Consider the following 20,884-nt stretch of genomic DNA (forward strand, 5'->3'; position numbering starts at 1 on the left):
TCGTCACCTGACCTGAAATTCTGGATCTGTGCATGCTCCTCAGCCTTCTCCCCCGTTGGAAATCCCGCCAGCTGATCGCGGCCTCCAGCTTCATCCTGCTCGTCGCCTGCGCGGAAAAACCCACCGCCGCCGATGCCTTGCCGCTGGCACCTGCCCAGCCCGCCCCAGTGGTGAACGTGCCTGGTGCAACGCCCGACGCCAGTGCTACTGAGATCCAGCCCCTGCAAACCTTCGCGCAATGGCAGGCTGGCTTCCGCCAACAAGCCTTGCAGGCTGGCATTTCGCCAAACACCTTCGACCGTGCGTTCCTCGGTGTCACCCCCGACATGGACGTGATCAAGGCCGACCGCAGCCAGCCAGAATTCACCCGCCCGGTGTGGGAATACCTGGAAGGCGCACTGTCGCCACTGCGCGTGCGCAACGGCAAGAAGCTGATGGAGCAGAATGCAGAACTGTTGACCCGCATCGAGCAGCGCTATGGCGTGGACCGCCAAGTGCTGGTTTCGGTCTGGGGCATGGAGAGCAACTTCGGCCAGTTCCAGGGCAGCAAGTCGGTCATTCGCTCACTGGCGACCCTGGCCTACGAAGGCCGCCGCCCCCAATTCGCCCAAGACCAGCTGATTGCCGCCCTGCAAATCCTGCAGAACGGTGATATCCAGCCAGAGGCCATGCGTGGCTCGTGGGCTGGTGCCATGGGCCAGACCCAGTTCATCCCGACCACCTACAACACCCATGCAGTGGATTTCGACGGTGATGGCCGCCGGGATATCTGGAACAGCACCCCCGATGCCCTGGCCTCCACAGCGCACTACCTGCAGAGCTCTGGCTGGAAACGCGGCCAGCCTTGGGGCTTTGAAGTGCAAGTGCCGGCCGGGTTCGACTTTTGGCTGGCCGACGGGTCGCTGCGCAAGCCGGTGAGCGAGTGGCTACAACTGGGCGTGAAGCTGCCAGCCGGTACTCAGCTGCCCGCCAACAGCAATCAGCTGTCTGCCGCCCTGCTGCTGCCTGCAGGTGCACGCGGCCCGGCGTTCCTGGTGCTGGACAACTTCCGCGCCATACTCAAGTACAACAACTCGTCGTCCTACGCACTGGCCGTAAGCCTGTTGGGTGACCGGTTCTCGGGGTGGGGCTTCATTGCCGGCAGCTGGCCGAAAGAGGACCTGCCTTTGAGCCGCAGCGAGCGCATGGAGCTGCAACACCTGCTCAACGCTAGCGGGCATGACGCGGGCAACGCCGATGGCATCATTGGCGCCAACACCCGCAAGGCCATTCGCAATGCCCAGCAGGGGTTGGGATGGCCGGCGGATGGGTATCCAACCCATAAGCTGCTCGAGAGCCTGCGTCAGCAGTAATACCCTTGCGGCCGTTCGCGGGTGAACCCGCTCCTGTAGGAGCTGGCTTGCCTGCGATGGGCTGCAAAGCAGCCCCGACAATCTCAAGCCTTGAACAAATCCTGCTGCAACACCAGCCTCATCTCCCCACTGTCCAGCACCACCTCAGCCCCCAGCGGCAAGCACACGTTCGGATCACAATGCCCACTGCGCCACCCGGCCAGCACCGGCACGCCCAGGGGCCCGAAAATGTCCTGCAGCAGCGGCGTCAACGCCGCCACGGTGATCCCGGCAAAATCCCCCACCAGCACCCCCTTCACCCCCGCAAGCTTGCCCGCCAGGCGCAACTGGGTCAGCAAACGATCCACCCTGAACAACGGCTCGTTGACGTCTTCGATAAACAGAATACAGCCCTGCGTATCGATCTCTGCCACCGTTCCCAGGGTCGCCCCCAGCATCGACAGGTTGCCCCCCAGCAAACGCCCGCGGGCAACCCCCGGCACCACGCAGCTCAACGCAAAGTCGGCCGGATGCGCGATCGTATCCCCCGCCCCCACCTGCCCAATCAGTTGCGCCAGCAGCGACGACTCGGTCGGCTCGAGTTTGGCGCCCAACAGGTCGGCATTCAGCATCGCCCCGTGGAAGGTCAGCAACCCGGCTTTGCGCTGGATAGCCGTGTGCAGCGCGGTGATGTCGCTGTAGCCGATCAGCGGCTTGGGGTTGCAACGAATCAGGTCAAAGTCGAGGCTGTCGAGCAGGCGCATGCTGCCATAGCCGCCGCGCATGCACAGGATGGCGTCGATGGCCGGGTCAGCAAAAGCATCGTGCAGGTCCTGCAGCCGCTGCTGATCGGACCCCGCCAGGTAGCCCTGCGCCTGCTCAACGCCCGGGTAAATACGGCAGCGGTAGCCACGCTCGGTGAACCACTGGCTGGCCTTTTGCGCATCCAGCCACGCCGGCCCGGCCGGGGCGACGATGGCAAAGCAGGCGTTCTCCCCCAGGGCAGCGGGCAGGCGGGATTCAACGGTTTCAGCGCAATTCATCGCAACTCCTTGCAGTGCAGGGCACACAAACAAAAATGCCGATGCGGCCTTTCGGCGCGCATCGGCACGGGTGCTTCAGACCAGGCTCAGAGCTTGATCTTGGCTTCGTGAGCCTGCTGGTCAGCGTGGTACGAAGAACGCACCAGCGGGCCGGAAGCTACGTTCTTGAAGCCCATCTTGTAGCCTTCTTCGGCGAACCAGGCGAAGGTATCCGGGTGCACGAAACGCTGCACCGGCAAGTGGCTGCGCGACGGCTGCAGGTACTGGCCGAGGGTCAGCATGTCGATGTCATGCTCGCGCATGCGGTGCATCACTTCGATGACTTCTTCGTCGGTCTCGCCCAGGCCGAGCATCAGGCCCGATTTGGTCGGTACGTGCGGGACCATCTGCTTGAACTTCTGCAGCAGGTCCAGCGACCAGTCGTAGTCCGACCCCGGACGCGCGGCCTTGTACAGGCGCGGTACGGTTTCCAGGTTGTGGTTGAAGACATCCGGCGGCTCTTGCGCGGTGATCTCCAGGGCCACGTCCATACGGCCACGGTAGTCCGGGACCAGGGTTTCCAACTGCACGCCCGGCGACAAAGCGCGGATCTCGCGGATGCAGTCGGCAAAGTGCTGGGCACCGCCATCACGCAGGTCGTCGCGGTCCACCGAAGTGATCACCACGTACTTCAGGCGCAGGTCGGCGATGGCGACGGCGAGGTTCTTCGGCTCATCGAGGTCCAGTGGCTTCGGTCGGCCGTGGCCAACGTCGCAGAATGGGCAACGACGGGTGCAGATGTCACCCATGATCATGAAGGTCGCAGTACCGCCCGAGAAGCACTCGCCCAGGTTCGGGCAGGAGGCCTCTTCGCAGACGCTGTGCAGCTTGTGCTTGCGCAGCAGTTGCTTGATGCGGTCTACCTCGGGCGAGACCGGGATGCGCACGCGGATCCAGTCAGGCTTTTTCGGCAGTTCATCGGTAGGGATGATCTTTACCGGGATGCGCGCGACCTTGTCGGCACCACGCAGTTTGACCCCAGCTTCCACCTTCTTCGGCGCTGGGCGCGGGGTGGCATCCTGGGTAGGTATCAGGTTCGGCACGGCTTCTTGCACAGTTGTCATATTCAGTCGATTCCGCCCGTGAGGGTCGTCTGCTCAGCGTAGTCGAGGTGCTTGACCAGCTGTCCGCGCAGCCTTGTCCTGACCTCGTTGAGTTCGATCGGGCCTGCCAGATCGCGTAGCTGGGTCATGGCCAGCCCCGCATAACCGCAGGGGTTGATTCGGCGGAATGGCGCAAGGTCCATGTCCACGTTCAGGGCAAGGCCGTGGAACGAACGGCCGTTGCGGATTCGCAGGCCGAGGGAGGCGATTTTCGCTCCATCGACATAGACACCCGGGGCGTCGGGCTTAGCCGCCGCCTGGACATCGTAACTGGCAAGCAGGTCGATCAGGGTCTGCTCGATGCGGCTGACCAGCTCACGTACCCCAAAACCCAGCCGCCGCACATCCAGCAGCAGGTAGGCCACCAGTTGCCCGGGGCCATGGTAGGTCACCTGGCCACCGCGGTCGGTCTGCACCACCGGGATATCACCCGGAATCAGCAGGTGCTCGGCCTTGCCGGCCTGGCCCTGGGTAAAGACCGAAGGGTGTTCGACCAGCCAGATTTCATCCTGGCTGTCGGGCCCTCGCTGCTCGGTAAAGCGACGCATGGCTTCCAGCACCGGTTCATAGGGCTGCAGGCCAAGATCGCGAAAACCGAGACAGGCGGACATCAGAGCACCATTTTCACGATGCCGGTAGCGCGCAGGGCGCTGTTGATATCGTGCAGCTGGTTCTCGCTCTCGGCAACGATGTGCAATTGCACCGTGGTGTACTTGCCTTCCTTGCTCTGGCGCTCGGCCAGCGTGGCGAGGTCGACCTTGGCGTGTTTGCTGAGGACTTCGATGACCATGTCCTTGAAACCGACAACGGTATCGCCGATGACCTTGATCGGGTAGTCGGCGCAGGGGAATTCGATTTTGTGCGACTTGACGTCAGGTTCGCTCATAGCGGAAACGGCCTCGTAAGCCGTGGCAACAACAACGCTCCCGCCTGAACAGCGGGAGCGTGGCAGGTCACGTTATCAGTTGAACAACCCGTAGAAGAATAGACGGATGCTATCCCACATACGGCGGAAGAAACCACCTTCCTCGACGCCATCGAGGGCGATCAGGTCGGCGCTGTGAACCACGTTCTCGTCCAGTTTGACTTCCACTTTGCCGATCACGTCACCTTTGGCGATCGGTGCGGTGAGCTGCGGGTTCATGGTCATCGAAGCCTGAAGGCGCTTCAATTGGCCTTTAGGCATAGTCATGGTCAGGTCGTTGGCCAGGCCAGCTTTAACCTGGCTGGTGGCGCCCTTCCAGACTGGAGCCTGGGTCAGCTCGGTGCCTTTCTGATAGAAGGTCTGAGTTTCGAAGAAGCGGAAGCCGTAGGTCAGCAGCTTCTGGGTCTCGGCAGCACGGGACTGCTCGCTGTTGGTACCGAACACCACGGCGATCAGGCGCTGGCCGTCACGTACGGCCGAAGCCACCATGCAGTAACCGGCTTCGTCGGTGTGGCCAGTTTTCAGGCCGTCGACGGTCTTGTCACGCCACAGCAGCAGGTTGCGGTTCGGCTGCTTGATGTTGTTCCAGAAGAACTCTTTCTGCGAGTAAATCGCATAGTGGGCCGGGTCGACGTCGATGATCGCGCGCGCCAGCAGGGCCATGTCGTGCGCCGAGGAGTAGTGCTCGGGGTTCGGCAGGCCGGTCGGGTTCATGAAGTGGCTGTTGGACATGCCCAGGTCAGCGGCCGTCTTGTTCATCATGTCGGCGAAGGCGTCTTCGCTGCCGGCAATGTGCTCGGACAGGGCGACGGACGCATCGTTACCTGACTGGATGATGATGCCGTGCAGCAGGTCGCTGACAGTCACCTGGCTGCCGACCTTGATGAACATGCGCGAACCACCGGTACGCCAGGCGTTTTCGCTGACGGTAACCGGGTCGTTTTCACCGATCTGGCCGCGGCGAATGTCCAGGGTGGCGATATAGGCAGTCATCAGCTTGGTCAAGCTGGCTGGCGGCAGGCGCTCGTCACCGTTGTTCTCGACCAGCACGTTGCCGCTGGACGCGTCCATGAGTACGTAGGACTTGGCTGCCAGTTGCGGTGGTGCCGGCATCATCTGCTCTGCCGCGAAAGCAGCAGGCGTGATCATCAGCAGTACGGGCAGGCAAAGTCGTTTGGCAAGGTTGGTGATGTTCATCCGTCTCTCGAAAATCGCTAATGGTCTGAGATGTTGCCTGGGCCACATCGTGTGCCCAGCGCCAGTCAGTCTAGTTTTTAAGGCCTTGGGCCGAGCCCGCACACTGCGGCTTTATGTCGCTGCGGGCAAAAGCGGACATTGTACATGCCCGCGCCCGTCAATTCATGACAAAACCGACAGTTTGGCCGGTGCGGTCAGTCAGCTGTGACCAGCTTGGCCTGCCCCAAGTTCGCCAGGCGAATGCTGTTCTGCGCTTGCTGGATCTCGCCCTGGCTGCTGATCGGCCCCAAACGCACGCGGTGCAAGGTTTGCTGGTTACGCACGATGGAGCTGATGAACACCGGCGCGCTGACCATAGTGCTCAGTTTCGAACGCAGCAGTTCGGCGGCGTCCGGGTTGGCGAAGGCGCCCACCTGCAAGAAGCTGCCGCCGTTGCCTGCCGGCACATTGTTGCCGCCGACTTGAACGGGCACTACGGGTGCAGCATGCTGCTGGGGTGGCGGGGTCCACTGCTCGACACGGCCGGTGCTGGCCGGGATCGACTGGGTCTGGGCAACCTGGGGCTCCTTCAGCACCAACGGTGGCTGCTGGCCACGCTGGGCCCACCATTGTTGCGGGTCGATACCTTCGACGCGCACATGCGCGGTGCCGATTTCGGCGTAGCCGAGCTTCTTCGCCGCCGCGTAGGACAGGTCGATGATACGGTCGGAGTAGAACGGGCCACGGTCGTTGACCCGCAGGACCACACTGCGGCCGTTGGCCAGGTTGGTCACCCGCACATAGGCCGGTAGCGGCAAGGTCTTGTGCGCCGCGCTCATGCCGTACAGGTCATAAAGCTCGCCGTTGGCCGTGTTCTGCCCGTGAAACTTGGTGCCATACCACGACGCGGTACCCTCGGCGCGGTAGTTGCGCGAGTCCTGCATCGGGTAGTAGGTCTTGCCCAGTACCGTGTAGGGGTTGGCCTTGTAGTTGCCGGTGTGCACGGTCGGCGTGGCGTCGGGGATCTTGTTCACGTCCACGTCCCACCACGGCGCACCGTCCTTGTGGGCACGGTTGATGTCCAGACCGGGCTGGGCGCGGACTGTATTACCGCTTTTCTGGGTGGTGGTCGGGCGGCTGGAAGAGCAGCTGACCAACAGCATGCCGACAGTCATGCAGGTCAGCAGCTTGAAGGTAGTGGCAGAGATGATTGCGCGCATTACTTGACGCCCCGTGCTTGGACCAGCTGTTCCGAAAGCTGATGCACCGCCATGGCGTACATCACGCTGCGGTTGTAGCGAGTGATCGCGTAGAAGTTCTTCAGGCCCATCCAGTACTCGGGGCCGTTTTCGCCCTCCAGGCGGAAGGCGGTGACCGGCAGATCATCGCGCAGCGCATCATGACTCGACCAGCCCAGCGCCCGCAACTCCCCGACAGTCTTCACCGGCTCGATACCCGTGGTCAGGCCTTCATCAACCCGCTCGCCCTGCACCCTGGCGCGGCTGACCACGCCTTCGCCGGCCACCCAGCCATGGCGCTTGAAGTAGCTGGCTACGCTGCCGATGGCATCGTCCGGGTTGTTCCAGATATTGATGTGGCCATCGCCGTCGAAGTCCACGGCATAGTTGCGGAAGCTGCTCGGCATGAACTGCGGCAAGCCCATGGCGCCTGCGTAGGAGCCTTTGAGCGTGAGCGGGTCAAGCTGCTCGGCACGGGCCAGCAGCAGGAACTCGCGCAACTCCTTGCGGAAGAATTCGGCCCGCGGCGGGTAGTCGAAGCCCAGCGTCGAGAGGGCGTCGATGACCCGGTAATTACCGGTATTGCGGCCGAAAAAGGTCTCTACGCCGATGATCGCGACGATGACTTGCGCCGGCACCCCGTATTCCTGCTCGGCCCGCGCCAACACCGCTTCGTGCTGGCGCCAGAAGTCCACACCGCGGGCGATGCGCGCGTCGGTGATGAACATCGGACGGTAGTCCTTCCACGGCTTGACCCGTTCGGCCGGCCGCGAGATGGCATCGAGAATTGACTGTTTACGCTGGACCTCACGGAACACGCCCATCAGCTGCTCGCTGGCAAAGCCGTAGTCGCGGGTCATTTCGCCAACGAACTCGGCCACTTGGGGCGAGCCTTCGTAGTCGCCGGCATGGGCCAGCTGGACAGCGCCGAACAGGCCCACCGCGCCGATCCACGGCGCACAACGGGCAGCCCAGTTACGCACTGCTTGCATGAAATTCTTCACCTTATTCAAACCTGTGCGATCCATTTGCGGTGCGTATGGATCGACATCAGAACGCCAAACGCTGACAGCAGCGTCACCAACGAAGTTCCGCCATAGCTGATGAAGGGCAGCGGCACGCCCACCACGGGCAGAAGGCCGCTGACCATACCGATATTGACGAACACGTATACAAAGAAGGTCATCGTCAAGCTGCCCGCCAGCAGCTTGCCGAACAGGGTCTGCGCCTGGGCCGTGATCATCAGGCCGCGACCAATCAGCAGCAGGTAGACGATCAGCAGCAGGCAGATGCCGACCAGGCCGAACTCCTCACCGAGCACGGCGATGATGAAGTCGGTGTGGCTCTCGGGCAAAAAGTCCAGGTGCGACTGGGTGCCCAGCAACCAGCCCTTACCGAATACCCCGCCCGAACCGATCGCAGCCTTGGACTGGATGATGTTCCAGCCGGTGCCCAAGGGGTCGCTTTCCGGGTCGAGGAAGGTCAGTACGCGCTGCTTCTGGTAGTCGTGCATGACGAAGAACCACATGGCCACCGCCACCGGCACCGCCGCCGCTACCACACTGACAATCCAGCGCCAGCGCAGCCCGCCCATGAACAGCACGAACGCACCGGAGGCCAGAATCAACAGCGCCGTGCCCAGGTCGGGCTGACGAACGATGAGGATGAACGGCACGCCGATCAGCACCAGGCTGATCGCCACATGCTTGAGGTGTGGCGGCAAGGTGCGCTTGGACAGGTACCAGGCGATGGTCGCCGGCATGATGATCTTGAGAAATTCCGAGGGCTGGAAGCGAATCACCCCGGGGATGTTGATCCACCGGGTGGCGCCCATGGCGTTGTGGCCCATCACGTCCACCACCACCAGCAACAGCACCCCGGTGACGTAGGCCAATGGCACCCAGCGCGCCATGAACCGCGGCTCCAGTTGGGCGATGACGAACATCGACACCAGGCCGATGCCGAACGAAGTCGCCTGCTTGAGGAGCAGGTCCCAGTTCTTGCCACTGGCCGAATACAGCACGAACAGGCTGCCGGCCGCGAGGGTCAGGAGGATGACCAGCAACGGGCCATCGATATGGATGCGCTGCAGGAAGCTGGCGCGCCGACGCATCACATCCTCGCTGGAGAGCATGCGATCGAAATTGTTCATCACAGGGCCGATTCCTGGGTAACGGTGGCGGGAGCGAACTCGGACTTGAGCCGGCCATGCTCGTCGAGCAACCAGGCGTCCATGATCTGGCGCACCACGGGCGCGGCGACGCCAGAGCCGGATTCGCCGTTCTCGACCATCACCGACACCACGATTTTCGGGTCGTCGGCCGGGGCGAAGGCGACGAACAGGGCGTGGTCGCGGTGGCGTTCCTGAAGTTTGTTGCGGTCGTATTTCTCGCCTTGCTTGATCGCCACCACCTGGGCGGTACCGCTCTTGCCGGCGATGCGGTACTGGGCGCCGGCAGCAGCCTTGCGCGCGGTACCACGGGCGTTGTGCATCACCTGCTCCATGCCGTGGGTCACCTTGGCCCAGTCCGACTTGTCACGCAGGATGATGTTTTCCATTGGGTTCTCGTCCACCGGCGGTTGGCCTTCGATGGTCTTGGCCAGGTGCGGGCGGTTCCACACGCCTTTGTTGGCGATCAACGCGGTGGCCTGGGCCAGCTGCAGCGGCGTGGCCTGCATGTAGCCCTGGCCGATCCCGAGAATCAGGGTTTCGCCGGGGAACCAGGCCTGGCGGCGGGTGGCACGCTTCCATTCGCGAGACGGCATCAGGCCGGCGGATTCTTCGAACATGTCGAGCGAAACCCGCTGGCCGATGCCGAACTTGTTCATGTAGCTGGACAAACGATCGATGCCCATCTTGTGGGCAAGGTCGTAAAAGTAGGTGTCGTTGGAGCGCATGATCGCGGTATCCAGGTCGACCCAGCCATCGCCAGAGCGGTTCCAGTTACGGTATTTGTGATCGTAGTTGGGCAGTTGGTAATAGCCTGGGTCGAACACCCGGCTGCCGGCATTGACCACGCCACTGTCCAAACCGGCGATGGCCACCGCAGGCTTGATGGTCGAGCCAGGTGGGTACAGCCCGCGCAGTACGCGGTTGAACAACGGCCGGTCGATCGAATCCCGCAGCTCGGCATAGGCCTTGAAGCTGATGCCGGTGACGAACAGGTTAGGGTCGAAGCTTGGCTGGCTGACCATCGCCAGCACTTCGCCGGTACGCGGATCGAGCGCAACCACCGCGCCACGACGGCCACCCAAGGCGGCCTCGGCGGCTTCCTGCAGCTTGATGTCGAGACTCAGGACGATGTCCTTGCCAGGCTTGGGGTCGGTACGCTTGAGCACCCGCAGCACGCGGCCGCGGGCGTTGGTCTCGACTTCCTCGTAACCGACCTGGCCGTGCAACGCATCCTCGTAGAAACGCTCGATACCGGTCTTGCCGATATGGTGCGTACCGCTGTAGTTCACAGGGTCGAGGGTTTTCAGCTCTTTCTCGTTGATACGCCCGACATACCCCACCGAGTGCGCAAAATGCGCACCTTGCGGGTAATGCCGCACCAACTGCGCGACCACTTCCACGCCGGGCAGGCGGAACTGGTTCACCGCCACCCGGGCGATCTGCTCTTCGCTCAGTTCGAACAGGATGGGCACCGGCTCGAACGGCCGACGGCCCTGGCGCATGCGCTTCTCGAAGAGGGCGCGGTCGTCGTCAGTCAGCTCCAGCACTTCGACGATATTGTCCAGCACTTCCTGCCAGTTACCCGCACGTTCACGGGTCATGGACAGGCTGAAGCTGGGCCGGTTATCGGCGATGATCACCCCATTGCGGTCGAAGATCAGCCCACGGGTCGGCGGGATCGGCTGCACATGCACCCGGTTATTCTCCGACAACGTCGAGTGATAGTCGTACTGGATGATCTGCAGGTAATACAGCCGCGCGATCAAAACGCAGATAAGCAGCATGATCGCCACTGCGCCGACCACGACGCGGTTACGCACCAGGCGGGCGTCTTTCTCGTGGTCCTTGAGACGGATCGGCTGCGACATCGGACTGCTTACAGGCTCATTTGTGGTAAGGGTGCCCGGACAACACGGTCCAGGCGCGATAGATCTGCTCGCCGATGAGTATCCTTACCAACGGGTGCGGCAACGTCAGCGGCGACAGCGACCAGCGTTGCTCAGCGCGTGCGCAAACCTCAGGCGCCAGCCCTTCCGGGCCGCCCACCATCAAATTCACCGTGCGCGCATCCAGGCGCCAGCGGTCCAGCTCGGTCGCCAGCTGCTCGGTACTCCAGGGCTTGCCATGGACCTCGAGGGTGACGATGCGTTCCCCAGGCTGAACCTTGCTCAGCATGGCTTCGCCCTCCTGACGGATCAGGCGAGCGACGTCGGCATTCTTGCCACGGGTATTCAGCGGGATTTCCACCAGCTCAAGCGACAGCTCCGGGGGCAGGCGCTTGGCATATTCATGCCAACCGTCCTCGACCCACTTGGGCATGCGCGAGCCGACCGCGATCAGGCGCAGACGCACGACGCTTCCTTATTCCCGGTCTTTGAGCTTGTCGGAGTACTCGTGGGCGTGGTCCGGGCTGTGGTGCTTGCCATCGGCGGCACGGCTTTGCTCGGCACCCTGCCACAGGCGCTCCAGGTCGTAGAACTGGCGGGCAGCGGCGGTCATCATGTGCACGATGACATCGTTCAGGTCCAGCAGCACCCAGTCGCTGTCGCCCTTGCCTTCTTCACCCAGGGGTTGGGCACCCTTGGCCTTGACGGCTTCACGGACCTTTTCGGCCATCGCGTTGATCTGGCGGTTGGAGGTACCGGTGGCAATGATCATGTAGTCGGTCAGGCTGTGCTTTTCACGCACGTCGATGACCTGGATATCCTGGGCCTTGACGTCTTCCAGCGCTGCCTTGGTCACTTGGACCAGTTCTTCGCCGTAAATTTTCTGCTTGGTCATATAAAACTCGTTCAACTTGTTGGATGAGGTGCCGGAGCACCGTCAGTTAGGCACACGATACAGTTCGTGTGCCTCGATGTAGGCCAGTACGGCGTCCGGCACCAGGAACCTCACCGATTTGCCGCTGGCCAGCAGCTGTCGGATCTGTGTAGCCGACACCGCAAGCGGTGTCTGCCAGACGAACGAAATATTTCCCGCCGGGCCGGACATGGCGGTGGGATCGCTCTCGGAGCGCGCAGCCAACAGGTTGCGCAGCTCGTCAGGGGGTTCAACGTCGGCATCGGGGCGTTGCAGCACCAGGATGTGACAGTGTTGCAGCAGCTCTTCCCAGCGGTGCCAGGCGGGCAGGCCACAAAAGGCATCCCAACCCAACACCAGGAACAGCTGGTCGTCAGCGCCCAGTTCGGCGCGGATCGACTCCAGGGTGTCGATGGTGTACGACGGCTTGTCGCGGGCAAGCTCGCGGGCATCCACGCTCAGGCAGGCGACGCCCTGCACGGCGCTGCGCACCATGGCCAGGCGATCTTGCGCGGCCACTTGCGGGGTGTCGCGGTGCGGCGGCCGGGCATTGGGCAACAGCCGCAACTCGTCCAACGCCATCAACTCGGCCACTTCCAGCGCGCTGCGCAGGTGGCCGATGTGAACGGGGTCGAAGGTGCCGCCTAGAATGCCGATGCGCCGGACTGCCTGGGCCTTGCTCAACTCAGCAGGACTCCTGGCCGCGTAGCTGGCCGTCGCCGATCACCACGTACTTCTCGCAGGTCAGGCCTTCCAGGCCAACCGGGCCGCGGGCATGCAACTTGTCGGTGGAGATACCGATCTCCGCGCCCAGGCCGTACTCGAAACCGTCGGCGAAGCAGGTTGGGGTATTGAGCATCACCGACGCCGAGTCGACCTCTGCCATGAACTGGCGGGCCTGGCCCTGGTGCTCGGTGATGATCGAATCGGTGTGGTGCGAGCCATAGTGATTGATGTGTTCGATGGCCTGGTCTAGGTCATCGACTACACGAATCGACAGGATCGCATCCAGGTATTCGGTGTGCCAGTCGTCTTCGCTGGCCGGCTTGGCCTCGATGAGCGCACGCGTGCGCTCGCAGCCACGCAGCTCGACGCCCTTTTCCTGGAAACGGCGGGCCATTTCCGGCAGGAAGCGCTCGGCTACACGCTGGTCGACCAGCAGGGTTTCCATGGCGCCACAGATGCCGTAGCGGTAGGTCTTGGCGTTGAAAGCGACGCGCCAGGCCTTGTCCAGGTCGGCATGTTCGCTGACATAGACATGGCAGATGCCGTCCAGGTGCTTGATGACAGGCACCCGCGCATCGCGGCTGATACGTTCGATCAGGCCACGGCCACCGCGCGGCACGATCACATCGACGAACTCGGGCATGCTGATCAGCGCGCCCACGGCTTCGCGATCGGTGGTCTCGACCACTTGCACTACCGCCGCCGGCAGGCCGGCCTCGGCCAGGCCACGCTGAATGCAGGTGGCGATGGCACGGTTGGAGTGGATGGCCTCGGAGCCGCCACGCAAGATGGTCGAATTGCCGGACTTCAGGCACAGGCTGGCGGCATCGATGGTCACGTTCGGGCGCGATTCGTAGATGATCCCGATCACCCCCAGGGGGGCACGCATCTTGCCGACCTGAATACCCGATGGGCGGTAGCTCATGTCGCGGATGGCACCGACCGGGTCCGGCAGGCTGGCCACTTGGCGCAAGCCCGTGATCATGCCGTCGATACGCGCCGGGGTCAGCGCCAGGCGGTCGAGCAGTGCGAGCTCCAGGCCATTGGCACGGCCTGCGGCGAGGTCCAGCGCGTTGGCGGCGGTCAACTCGGCGCGGGCAGCGTCCAGTGCATCGGCAGCCGCTTGCAGGGCGCGGTTCTTCTGCGCGGTGCTGGCACGGCCGATCACCCGGGAAGCCTGGCGAGCAGCGCGACCCAAACGGGTCATGTAGTCAAGAACGGACTCAGTCATGGGTTCGGTGTCTTGGCGAAGGGGAAATCGGCTGATTATAACTGTCGCGCAGGTATACGCCCAGCGGCGGGTGGCGGATGGTACAAAATGGCGGGCTTGGGTGGTTTTTTTTGGGGCTAAGGAGATCGGGCGCCGCGCGGGCGGTGCTCTATCTTCCAGGCACCAAATCCCCCAAGACGAACACCTCTCAACTCCCCAAAGAAACATGCAGATACCATTCAACCACCCACCCGGTTCAGCCTCGATTAAGCCATTCATTGCTATCATCCAGCCCATTGAAGCCACGAACCGCCAGCATGCCAGCCCTGCCCGACCGCTTTTTCGACCGTGACGCCCAGACCCTGGCCAAGGAGTTGCTGGGCAAGGTCATCCGCCATCGCCAGGGCGACCTGTGGTTGGCCGCGCGCATCATCGAGACCGAGGCCTACTACCTGACCGACAAAGGCAGCCATGCCTCGCTCGGGTATACGGAAAAGCGCAAGGCCCTGTTCCTCGACGGCGGGCACATCTACATGTATTACGCCCGCGGTGGCGACTCGTTGAACTTCAGCGCCCATGGCCCGGGCAATGCGGTGCTGATCAAGTCCGCCTACCCTTGGCAGGATGACCTCTCGGACGCCAACAGCCTGGCGCAGATGCAACTGAACAACCCCGACGCCAGCGGCAACCTGCGCCCGGCCGAGCGGCTGTGCGCAGGCCAGACCCTGCTATGCCGTGCACTGGACCTGAAAGTGCCGCGCTGGGACGCGCAGCGGTTCGACCCTGAGCACTTGTACGTCGACGACTGCGGCATCGCCGTTCCGCGGGTGATCCAGGCTGCGCGCCTGGGTATCCCGCAGGGCCGCGACGAGCACCTGCCGTACCGCTTCGTCGACGCCGAATACGCCCGCTTCTGTACACGGAACCCGTTGCGACGCGGCCAAGTCGAAGGCCGAGACTTCTTCATTCATCAACAAGGAAACTGACACATGGGCCAATGGCTCGACAGCCTGACCGGCTGGCTAAGCGCCAACCCCCAGTGGCTTGGCCTGGCGATTTTCCTGGTGGCCTGCATCGAATGCCTGGCCATTGCCGGCATCATCGTGCCTGGCACCGTGCTGCTGTTCGCGGTCGCCGTGCTGGCCGGCAGCGGTACCTTCAGCCTGGGCGAAACGCTGTTGCTGGGTTTTCTCGGTGGCTTGCTGGGTGACGCACTGTCGTACACCGTCGGCAAGTATTTCCACCAGAACATCCGCCGCCTGCCACTGCTGCGCAATCACCCGGAATGGATCGGCAGCGCCGAAACCTACTTCCAGCGTTATGGCATCGCCAGCCTGCTGGTCGGGCGCTTCATCGGGCCGCTGCGGCCAATGCTGCCGATGGTCGCCGGCATGTTCGACATGCCACTGCCACGCTTCATCGCCGTCAGCCTGGTGGCAGGCGCCGGCTGGTCGGTTGCCTACCTGCTGCCTGGCTGGGCCACGGGCGCCGCCATGCGCCTGCCTTTACCGGAAGGCTTCTGGCTGGATGCGGGCATCCTTGCCGGTGCGTTGGCGGTGCTCATCGGCCTGAGCCTGAACAGCAGCATCCGCGATCAACGCCACGGCACTCGGCTGATCGCCGCGTTGAGCTTCGCGGCCTTGGCCGGGGTATTCCTGGGCTGGCCGTACCTGCACGAATTCGATCAGGGCGTGATGACACTGGTGCAGGAACACCGCAGCCAAGTCATCGACGGTACCGTGGTACTCGTGACACGGCTGGGTGATTTTCGCACGCAGTTTTTCCTCGGTGGGCTGCTGACCGGCCTGCTGCTGCTCGCCCAACAATGGCGCCATGCACTGTTTGCGGGCGGCGCATTGATGGGTACGGCGATTGCCAATGGCACGCTCAAGTGGCTGTTCGCCCGCGCGCGGCCCGAGGTGCTGACCGACCCACTGACCAGCTACAGCATGCCCAGCGGCCACAGCTCGGCGTCGTTTGCGTTCTTTTTGGTAATGGCGGTGCTGGCGGGGCGTGGCCAGCCGCCGCGGATGCGCCTGACCTGGGTGTTGCTGGGGTGCATTCCTGCCTTGGCGATTGCGTTGTCGCGGGTTTACCTGGGGGCGCACTGGCCGACCGATATTCTGGCCGGCGCCTTGCTGGCGTGCTGCGTCTGCGCGGTTAGCCTGACCTTGGTGCAGCATCGCCAGCCGCTTCCAGCACTGCCGCTGCGGGTGTGGTGGTTGGTGCTGCCGGCGTGTGTCGCGCTGCTGGCGTTCTTTGCCATGCACGCGCTGCCGCAGGCTTTGGAGCGGTATCAGTATTGAGGTCGCCTGCCCCGCGAAGAGGCCACAACAAGCCACAGTGATCAGTCAGGCAAACAGCTCACCCTGAATCCGCTCCAACAGCCTTTGAATCTCCTCCAGCCGCAACTGCGGCGAGTCGATGCTCAGCAGGTCCAGCTTGTCCTCTTCCATGAACGGCAGCAGATACGCCAGCTGATTGGCCAACGCCTGCCGCCCATCCACCGGCCGAGGCATGTCCAGCGCCTCGACCATCGGGTGCTCACCCAGGGCAACCAGCAACGCCAGCAGGTCGTCGTCCGCCTCGCCCAGCTGGCTATCAGCCAGCTCCGGCAACCACTGCACCTGCCCGACCAGTAACTGGTCCTTCTGCACCTCGGTCTGCTCCAGGTTGAAACGCCGCACCCCTTCGACACGGATACCCAGCAAGCCGTTATCCTGCTGCACGAAGTCGCGGATCATCGCCTCGCAACCGATCGAAGCAACCGTCGGTGGCGCTTTGCCAACCTGCTCCCCTTCCAGGATGCACACCACCCCAAAGCCCTCGCCCTGCTTCATGCAGCGGCCAATCATGTCCAGGTAGCGCGCCTCGAAAATCTGCAAATCGAGGAAGCACCCCGGAAACAGCACGGTATTGAGGGGAAACAGCGGTAGCGTCATCACAACTCCTCAAGCCACCAGGCTGACCGCCAGCGGTAGGAACACCGCCGTGGCCACCCCCATCAGGCTCATCGCCAGCGCGGCGAAAGCGCCGCATTCATCACTTTCCTGCAGGGCCACCGAAGTGCCCACCGCATGCGCGGTCACGCCCAGCGACATGCCGCGTGCCTCAGGGCTGTGCACACCGAGGCGGGTCAACAGCGCCGGGCCGAAGATCGCGCCGATGACCCCGGTGATCAGCACGAACACCGCGGCCAGCGCCGCCACGCCACCAATCTGCTCGGCCACCAGCATGGCGATCGGCGACGTCACCGACTTCGGCGCCATGGTCATCAGGATCATGTGTTCGGCGCCGAACCACCAGCCCAGCAGCAGGCAACAGACCGTGGCGAACAGGCCTCCGATTACCAGCGTAGTAAATGTCGGCCAGAACAGTTGGCGAATACGCCGCAGGTTGAGGTAGAGCGGCACAGCCAGGGCAACGGTGGCGGGCCCCAGGAGCGTGTTCATGATCTCGGTGCGCTGGCGGTACTCGCTGTAGTCGATGCCGCACACCAGCAGCACGCCAATTACCAGCAGCATCGACACCAGCACCGGCTGCAGGAAGATCCAGCGGGTCTTCTCATAGCCCGCAAGCACGACCTGATAGGCCCCCAGGGTAATGCCGATGCCAAACAAAGGATGGTGGATGACTGCATCGAGCGCGCCTTGCCAGTCGAGCATCATGGCTGCTCCTCGTGCTTGCCTTGGCGGTGGATGAGCTTCTGCATCAACACGCCGACGAACACCAGGGTCAGCAGGCACGAAATGAACAGTGCACCGGCAATCGCCCAGAAGTCGGCGGCGATGTCCTTGGCATACACCATTACCCCCACCGCCGGCGGCACCAGCAGCAGTGGCAGGTAGCGCAGCAAGCTGCTGGCGGCTTCATTGAGCGGCTTGCCGACCTCCCCCCTGGCCATCAGGAAGCACAGCAGCAGCAACAGGCCGATGATCGGCCCCGGCAAAAACGGCACAAACAGGTGATTGATCGCCGTACCCAGCAGTTGAAACAACACCAGCCAGGTCAAACCACGCAACAGCATAAGCACCTCCCTCGGGCATGGCGGCCATTATAAGCACGCTAAGGGTATAAGCCGATAATCGCCGAAAAACGCGCAACTTGACTGAAACGGTGGGGCGTGCTGATCTTGCACCTTCGTACCAACTTACAACCTGGAGAGTCGCGATGCCCTATGTACCGGTTACAGAGCTTTCGCAGTACGTTGGCAAGGAACTGGGCCGTTCTGCCTGGCTGAAAATCGACCAACAGCGCATCAACCTGTTTGCCGAAGCCACAGGCGATTTTCAGTTCATCCATGTGGACCCGGAGAAAGCGGCGAAAACACCGTTTGGCTGCACGATCGCCCATGGTTTCCTGACGTTGTCGCTGATCCCCACGCTGATGGAGGACATCCTGGTCCTGCCGCAAGGGTTGAAGATGGTCGTGAACTACGGGCTGGACAGCGTGCGGTTCATTCAACCGGTCAAGGTCGACAGCCAGGTGCGGCTGAAGATCGATCTCGACGAAGTGCTCGAGAAAAAACCCGGCCAGTGGCTGCTCAAGGCAATCGCCACGCTGGAAATCGAAGGGGAAGAGAAGCCTGCTTATATAGCGGAGTCCCTGTCGCTCTGTTTTGTCTGAGTGATCGCCGGGGCGCTGTGCGCCCCATTCGCGACAGGCCCCCGATACAATCCACAAACCCCGCGCACTCGCGTAAACTGCCAGCCTTCGCGCAGCCTCGGGCTGCCCCTGTCGATTTACCAAAGGTGCCCGCCATGCCCTGGCTGCAAGTACGCCTGGCCATCAGCCCGGAACAAGCCGAAACCTACGAAGACGCCCTGCTTGAAGTCGGCGCCGTCTCGGTCACGTTCGTGGACGCAGAAGATCAGCCGATCTTCGAACCCGACCTCAACACCACCCCACTGTGGTCGCACACTCACCTGCTGGCCCTGTTCGAGGCCGATGCCGAGCCCGAGCAGGTGTTCGCCCACGTCCGCCTGCTGACCGGTGCCGAACTGCCCGAGCACCAGGCTGAAGTGATCGAAGACCAGGACTGGGAGCGCAGCTGGATGGACAACTTCCAGCCGATGCGCTTCGGCCGTCGCCTGTGGATCGTGCCAAGCTGGCACGAAGCGCCGGACAAGGACGCGGTAAACCTGCTGCTCGACCCAGGCCTGGCGTTCGGCACCGGTACCCACCCGACCACCGCCTTGTGCCTGGAATGGCTCGACGGCCAGCAACTCCAAGGCACCCAGGTGCTGGACTTTGGCTGCGGCTCGGGGATTCTGGCCATCGCCGCCCTGCTGCTGGGCGCGCGCGAAGCGGTCGGTACCGACATCGACGTGCAGGCCATTGAAGCCTCGCGCGACAATGCCCAGCGCAATGGCATCGCCGACGATAAGCTGGCGCTGTACCTGCCCGAGCACATGCCGGCCATGCAGGCCGACGTACTGGTCGCCAACATCCTGGCCGGCCCGCTGGTCTCGCTGGCGCCGCAGTTGTCTGGCCTGGTCCGCCCCGGTGGCCTGCTGGCACTGTCGGGCATCCTTGCCGAACAAGGCGATGAAGTGGCTGCCGCCTACGCCGCCGACTTCGAGCTGGACCCGATCGCCGTACGCGATGGTTGGGTGCGCATCAGTGGTCGCCGCCGTTAAGCGCGCCTAGAATAACCTCTGTACAACCCCGGATCGCCGCATGACCGACAGTTTCGTCACCCAGTGCCCGCATTGCCAGACCAGCTTTCGCGTCACCCATCACCAGTTGAGTGTGGCGCGCGGCGTGGTGCGGTGCGGCCATTGCCTGCAGGTGTTCAACGCCGCAAAGCAACTGCTGGAGCAGAACCGCGCCGGTGATGCCAGCGTGCCTGTGGAACCTAGGGTGCCCGTGGCGCCAGTGGTACCCGTCGCACCCACAGCACCTGCCGAGCCGATTGCCGAGCCTGCGGTCACGCCCGATCCCCCCGCCAGCGAACGCCCAGCGCCCCCTGAGGACGACTGGGCGCTCACGGCCCAGGCCCTGGATGAACTGGACCTGGACCAAGAGCTGGCCCGCCTTGAACGTCGTGGCGAACCTGCCGCCGCTCGCCCGCCCAGCGCGGACAACGGTTTGCAGGCCCGCCGTGAAGAACATCAGCCAGACGCCCATACCGATGAGCTGTTTGGCAACGCCACCGACGACCGCTTCGAGCCTGAACAGGCGCCTGAACCTGCACCCACGCTACTGACACAGCACGCGCTGGAGCAGGATGCGTTCGAGCAGGAGTCACTGGACCTGGAGCCCGCCCCGGGCGATCGCACCGAGCCGACCCTGGGCGGGCACCTGGATCTGGACATCGACGACGAGCCCCCCGTACGGCGCGACATCGAGGCCGACGAGCACCATGCGTTCGTCAGCGAGCACTTCGCTGCCAGCCACGATCCAGCCCCGGAAAAGGGCCTCAGCGCGCGCGACGATGACGAGCTGGACCTGCACCTGTCGGCCCACGACGACGACCCTGTCGAGCCGTTGCCCGGTGAACGCCTGGAGCCTGGCCTGTCCAGCAAGCCCGAGCGAGCGCCGCGCAAGGAACCACTGGTAGACGTGGTCGACGACCCGCTGCAACTGGGCTGGGAAAAGCCCCAGCCCAACTGGAACAAGCGCTTGCTGTGGGGCTTCCTGACGCTGCTGGCTGCAGGCCTGCTGGCGTTCCAGTACGTGTGGTTCCATTTCGATGAAATGGCCCGCCAGGACCAGTACCGGCCGATCTTCCAGCAGGTATGCCCGCTGTTCGGCTGCGAAGTGCCAACCCGCGTCGACATCGCCCGCATCAAGAGCAGCAACCTGGTGGTGCGCAGCCACCCTGACTTCAAGGGTGCGCTGATCGTCGATGCGATCATCTACAACCGCGCCCCCTTCGCCCAGCCGTTCCCGCTGCTCGAGCTGCGTTTCGCTGACCTCAATGGCCAACTGATCGCCAGCCGGCGTTTCAAGCCCAGCGAGTACCTTTCCGGCGAGCTGGCCGGGCGCGGCGAGATGCCCAGCCAGACCCCGATCCACATCGCCCTGGACATCCTCGACCCAGGCCCCAAGGCCGTGAACTACAGCCTGAGCTTCCGCTCGCCGGAGTAATCGGCTGATCCTGGGGGCACTTTGTGCCC

The 20,884-nt window shown here is 63.3% G+C and carries 22 protein-coding genes; 6 read left to right on the forward strand and 16 right to left on the reverse strand.

The annotated features are described in order from the left end of the window. Positions 1 to 32 precede the first annotated feature (32 nt). Entirely contained in the window at positions 33 to 1,352 is a 1,320-nt protein-coding gene (locus MFF34_RS23085; RefSeq protein WP_027592617.1) for a lytic murein transglycosylase, read from the forward strand. An 83-nt stretch (positions 1,353 to 1,435) separates the two neighbouring features. On the opposite strand, the gene MFF34_RS23090 is transcribed toward MFF34_RS23085, so the two are convergent. The 13 genes from MFF34_RS23090 to MFF34_RS23150 form a co-directional block, all read right to left on the reverse strand. Next, positions 1,436 to 2,374, reverse strand: a complete 939-nt coding sequence (locus MFF34_RS23090; RefSeq protein ID WP_238216648.1) for an LD-carboxypeptidase — start codon at positions 2,372 to 2,374, stop codon at positions 1,436 to 1,438. Between the two features lie 86 nt (positions 2,375 to 2,460). After that, positions 2,461 to 3,477, reverse strand: coding sequence for a lipoyl synthase (gene lipA / locus MFF34_RS23095; RefSeq protein WP_027592615.1), 1,017 nt, complete (start codon positions 3,475 to 3,477; stop codon positions 2,461 to 2,463). 2 nt (positions 3,478 to 3,479) lie between these two features. Continuing rightward, the gene (lipB, locus tag MFF34_RS23100) at positions 3,480 to 4,127 is read right to left on the reverse strand and encodes a lipoyl(octanoyl) transferase LipB (RefSeq protein WP_027592614.1); all 648 of its coding nucleotides are present in this window, start codon (positions 4,125 to 4,127) and stop codon (positions 3,480 to 3,482) included. Next, positions 4,127 to 4,402: a DUF493 domain-containing protein gene (locus MFF34_RS23105; protein ID WP_012312556.1), complete on the reverse strand. Its 276-nt coding sequence runs from the start codon at positions 4,400 to 4,402 to the stop codon at positions 4,127 to 4,129. Before MFF34_RS23105 ends, lipB begins: the two co-directional genes overlap by 1 nt. Before the next feature lie 75 nt (positions 4,403 to 4,477). Next, positions 4,478 to 5,638: a D-alanyl-D-alanine carboxypeptidase family protein gene (locus MFF34_RS23110; protein WP_238216649.1), complete on the reverse strand. Its 1,161-nt coding sequence runs from the start codon at positions 5,636 to 5,638 to the stop codon at positions 4,478 to 4,480. A gap of 194 nt (positions 5,639 to 5,832) precedes the next feature. Beyond that, on the reverse strand, positions 5,833 to 6,837 hold the full coding sequence (locus MFF34_RS23115) for a septal ring lytic transglycosylase RlpA family protein (protein ID WP_027592612.1): 1,005 nt from the start codon (positions 6,835 to 6,837) through the stop codon (positions 5,833 to 5,835). Then, positions 6,837 to 7,847, reverse strand: coding sequence for a lytic murein transglycosylase B (mltB, locus tag MFF34_RS23120; protein ID WP_085272343.1), 1,011 nt, complete (start codon positions 7,845 to 7,847; stop codon positions 6,837 to 6,839). The genes MFF34_RS23115 and mltB overlap by 1 nt, the downstream gene beginning before the upstream one ends. A gap of 17 nt (positions 7,848 to 7,864) precedes the next feature. Next, positions 7,865 to 8,968, reverse strand: coding sequence for a rod shape-determining protein RodA (gene rodA, locus MFF34_RS23125; RefSeq protein ID WP_050580719.1), 1,104 nt, complete (start codon positions 8,966 to 8,968; stop codon positions 7,865 to 7,867). Positions 8,969 to 9,006: 38 nt separating this feature from the next. Beyond that, positions 9,007 to 10,896: a penicillin-binding protein 2 gene (mrdA, locus tag MFF34_RS23130; protein ID WP_027592609.1), complete on the reverse strand. Its 1,890-nt coding sequence runs from the start codon at positions 10,894 to 10,896 to the stop codon at positions 9,007 to 9,009. A 16-nt stretch (positions 10,897 to 10,912) separates the two neighbouring features. Then, a complete protein-coding gene (gene rlmH, locus MFF34_RS23135; protein ID WP_023382530.1) occupies positions 10,913 to 11,380 on the reverse strand; it encodes a 23S rRNA (pseudouridine(1915)-N(3))-methyltransferase RlmH in 468 nt (155 codons plus the stop codon). Between the two features lie 9 nt (positions 11,381 to 11,389). Beyond that, complete coding sequence (gene rsfS / locus MFF34_RS23140; protein WP_027592608.1) at positions 11,390 to 11,809, reverse strand: ribosome silencing factor; 420 nt, start codon at positions 11,807 to 11,809, stop codon at positions 11,390 to 11,392. A gap of 42 nt (positions 11,810 to 11,851) precedes the next feature. Further along, complete coding sequence (gene nadD / locus MFF34_RS23145) at positions 11,852 to 12,511, reverse strand: nicotinate-nucleotide adenylyltransferase (protein ID WP_027592607.1); 660 nt, start codon at positions 12,509 to 12,511, stop codon at positions 11,852 to 11,854. A 1-nt stretch (position 12,512) separates the two neighbouring features. Next, positions 12,513 to 13,784 carry a glutamate-5-semialdehyde dehydrogenase gene (locus MFF34_RS23150; RefSeq protein ID WP_238216651.1) on the reverse strand — a complete coding sequence of 424 codons (1,272 nt, stop codon included), beginning with the start codon at positions 13,782 to 13,784 and terminating at the stop codon, positions 12,513 to 12,515. 296 nt (positions 13,785 to 14,080) lie between these two features. On the opposite strand from MFF34_RS23150, the gene MFF34_RS23155 reads away from it, so the two are divergent. Continuing rightward, the gene (locus tag MFF34_RS23155) at positions 14,081 to 14,749 is read left to right on the forward strand and encodes a DNA-3-methyladenine glycosylase (RefSeq protein ID WP_238216653.1); all 669 of its coding nucleotides are present in this window, start codon (positions 14,081 to 14,083) and stop codon (positions 14,747 to 14,749) included. Positions 14,750 to 14,752: 3 nt separating this feature from the next. Beyond that, the gene (locus MFF34_RS23160; protein ID WP_238216654.1) at positions 14,753 to 16,069 is read left to right on the forward strand and encodes a bifunctional DedA family/phosphatase PAP2 family protein; all 1,317 of its coding nucleotides are present in this window, start codon (positions 14,753 to 14,755) and stop codon (positions 16,067 to 16,069) included. Between the two features lie 45 nt (positions 16,070 to 16,114). Here the strand turns inward: MFF34_RS23160 and MFF34_RS23165 are convergent, their stop codons facing one another. Genes MFF34_RS23165 through MFF34_RS23175 form a run of 3 tightly spaced genes read right to left on the reverse strand, consistent with a single transcriptional unit; the run spans position 16,115 to position 17,790 of the window. Continuing rightward, positions 16,115 to 16,705: an LON peptidase substrate-binding domain-containing protein gene (locus MFF34_RS23165; RefSeq protein ID WP_238216656.1), complete on the reverse strand. Its 591-nt coding sequence runs from the start codon at positions 16,703 to 16,705 to the stop codon at positions 16,115 to 16,117. A gap of 9 nt (positions 16,706 to 16,714) precedes the next feature. Beyond that, positions 16,715 to 17,431: an LrgB family protein gene (locus MFF34_RS23170; protein WP_027592602.1), complete on the reverse strand. Its 717-nt coding sequence runs from the start codon at positions 17,429 to 17,431 to the stop codon at positions 16,715 to 16,717. Further along, the gene (locus tag MFF34_RS23175) at positions 17,428 to 17,790 is read right to left on the reverse strand and encodes a CidA/LrgA family protein (protein ID WP_027592601.1); all 363 of its coding nucleotides are present in this window, start codon (positions 17,788 to 17,790) and stop codon (positions 17,428 to 17,430) included. The genes MFF34_RS23170 and MFF34_RS23175 overlap by 4 nt, the downstream gene beginning before the upstream one ends. A 143-nt stretch (positions 17,791 to 17,933) precedes the next feature. On the opposite strand from MFF34_RS23175, the gene MFF34_RS23180 reads away from it, so the two are divergent. From MFF34_RS23180 to MFF34_RS23190, 3 genes are all read left to right on the forward strand, one after another. Next, a complete protein-coding gene (locus MFF34_RS23180; RefSeq protein ID WP_238216658.1) occupies positions 17,934 to 18,389 on the forward strand; it encodes a MaoC family dehydratase in 456 nt (151 codons plus the stop codon). A gap of 134 nt (positions 18,390 to 18,523) precedes the next feature. Then, positions 18,524 to 19,402: a 50S ribosomal protein L11 methyltransferase gene (gene prmA / locus MFF34_RS23185; RefSeq protein WP_238216660.1), complete on the forward strand. Its 879-nt coding sequence runs from the start codon at positions 18,524 to 18,526 to the stop codon at positions 19,400 to 19,402. Between the two features lie 40 nt (positions 19,403 to 19,442). Then, complete coding sequence (locus MFF34_RS23190) at positions 19,443 to 20,855, forward strand: DUF3426 domain-containing protein (protein ID WP_238216662.1); 1,413 nt, start codon at positions 19,443 to 19,445, stop codon at positions 20,853 to 20,855. Positions 20,856 to 20,884: the final 29 nt, after the last annotated feature.

The sequence above is a fragment of the Pseudomonas sp. PAGU 2196 genome (genome assembly GCF_022179005.1).
Classification (GTDB): Bacteria; Pseudomonadota; Gammaproteobacteria; order Pseudomonadales; family Pseudomonadaceae; genus Aquipseudomonas; species Aquipseudomonas kermanshahensis.

What these genes read in the sequence shown, in the direction of transcription:
- MFF34_RS23160 (WP_238216654.1), top strand. Translation starts at nt 14,753, where the DNA reads ATGGGCCAATGGCTCGACAGCCTGACCGGCTGGCTAAGCGCCAACCCC.
- MFF34_RS23085 (WP_027592617.1), top strand. Translation starts at nt 33, where the DNA reads ATGCTCCTCAGCCTTCTCCCCCGTTGGAAATCCCGCCAGCTGATCGCG.
- lipA (WP_027592615.1), bottom strand. Translation starts at nt 3,477, where the DNA reads ATGACAACTGTGCAAGAAGCCGTGCCGAACCTGATACCTACCCAGGAT.
- rodA (WP_050580719.1), bottom strand. Translation starts at nt 8,968, where the DNA reads ATGCGTCGGCGCGCCAGCTTCCTGCAGCGCATCCATATCGATGGCCCG.
- MFF34_RS23175 (WP_027592601.1), bottom strand. Translation starts at nt 17,790, where the DNA reads ATGCTGTTGCGTGGTTTGACCTGGCTGGTGTTGTTTCAACTGCTGGGT.
- MFF34_RS23110 (WP_238216649.1), bottom strand. Translation starts at nt 5,638, where the DNA reads ATGAACATCACCAACCTTGCCAAACGACTTTGCCTGCCCGTACTGCTG.
- mrdA (WP_027592609.1), bottom strand. Translation starts at nt 10,896, where the DNA reads ATGTCGCAGCCGATCCGTCTCAAGGACCACGAGAAAGACGCCCGCCTG.
- MFF34_RS23180 (WP_238216658.1), top strand. Translation starts at nt 17,934, where the DNA reads ATGCCCTATGTACCGGTTACAGAGCTTTCGCAGTACGTTGGCAAGGAA.
- MFF34_RS23115 (WP_027592612.1), bottom strand. Translation starts at nt 6,837, where the DNA reads ATGCGCGCAATCATCTCTGCCACTACCTTCAAGCTGCTGACCTGCATG.
- prmA (WP_238216660.1), top strand. Translation starts at nt 18,524, where the DNA reads ATGCCCTGGCTGCAAGTACGCCTGGCCATCAGCCCGGAACAAGCCGAA.
- MFF34_RS23090 (WP_238216648.1), bottom strand. Translation starts at nt 2,374, where the DNA reads ATGAATTGCGCTGAAACCGTTGAATCCCGCCTGCCCGCTGCCCTGGGG.
- mltB (WP_085272343.1), bottom strand. Translation starts at nt 7,847, where the DNA reads ATGCAAGCAGTGCGTAACTGGGCTGCCCGTTGTGCGCCGTGGATCGGC.
- lipB (WP_027592614.1), bottom strand. Translation starts at nt 4,127, where the DNA reads ATGTCCGCCTGTCTCGGTTTTCGCGATCTTGGCCTGCAGCCCTATGAA.
- MFF34_RS23155 (WP_238216653.1), top strand. Translation starts at nt 14,081, where the DNA reads ATGCCAGCCCTGCCCGACCGCTTTTTCGACCGTGACGCCCAGACCCTG.
- MFF34_RS23105 (WP_012312556.1), bottom strand. Translation starts at nt 4,402, where the DNA reads ATGAGCGAACCTGACGTCAAGTCGCACAAAATCGAATTCCCCTGCGCC.
- MFF34_RS23170 (WP_027592602.1), bottom strand. Translation starts at nt 17,431, where the DNA reads ATGATGCTCGACTGGCAAGGCGCGCTCGATGCAGTCATCCACCATCCT.
- rsfS (WP_027592608.1), bottom strand. Translation starts at nt 11,809, where the DNA reads ATGACCAAGCAGAAAATTTACGGCGAAGAACTGGTCCAAGTGACCAAG.
- MFF34_RS23165 (WP_238216656.1), bottom strand. Translation starts at nt 16,705, where the DNA reads ATGACGCTACCGCTGTTTCCCCTCAATACCGTGCTGTTTCCGGGGTGC.
- MFF34_RS23190 (WP_238216662.1), top strand. Translation starts at nt 19,443, where the DNA reads ATGACCGACAGTTTCGTCACCCAGTGCCCGCATTGCCAGACCAGCTTT.
- MFF34_RS23150 (WP_238216651.1), bottom strand. Translation starts at nt 13,784, where the DNA reads ATGACTGAGTCCGTTCTTGACTACATGACCCGTTTGGGTCGCGCTGCT.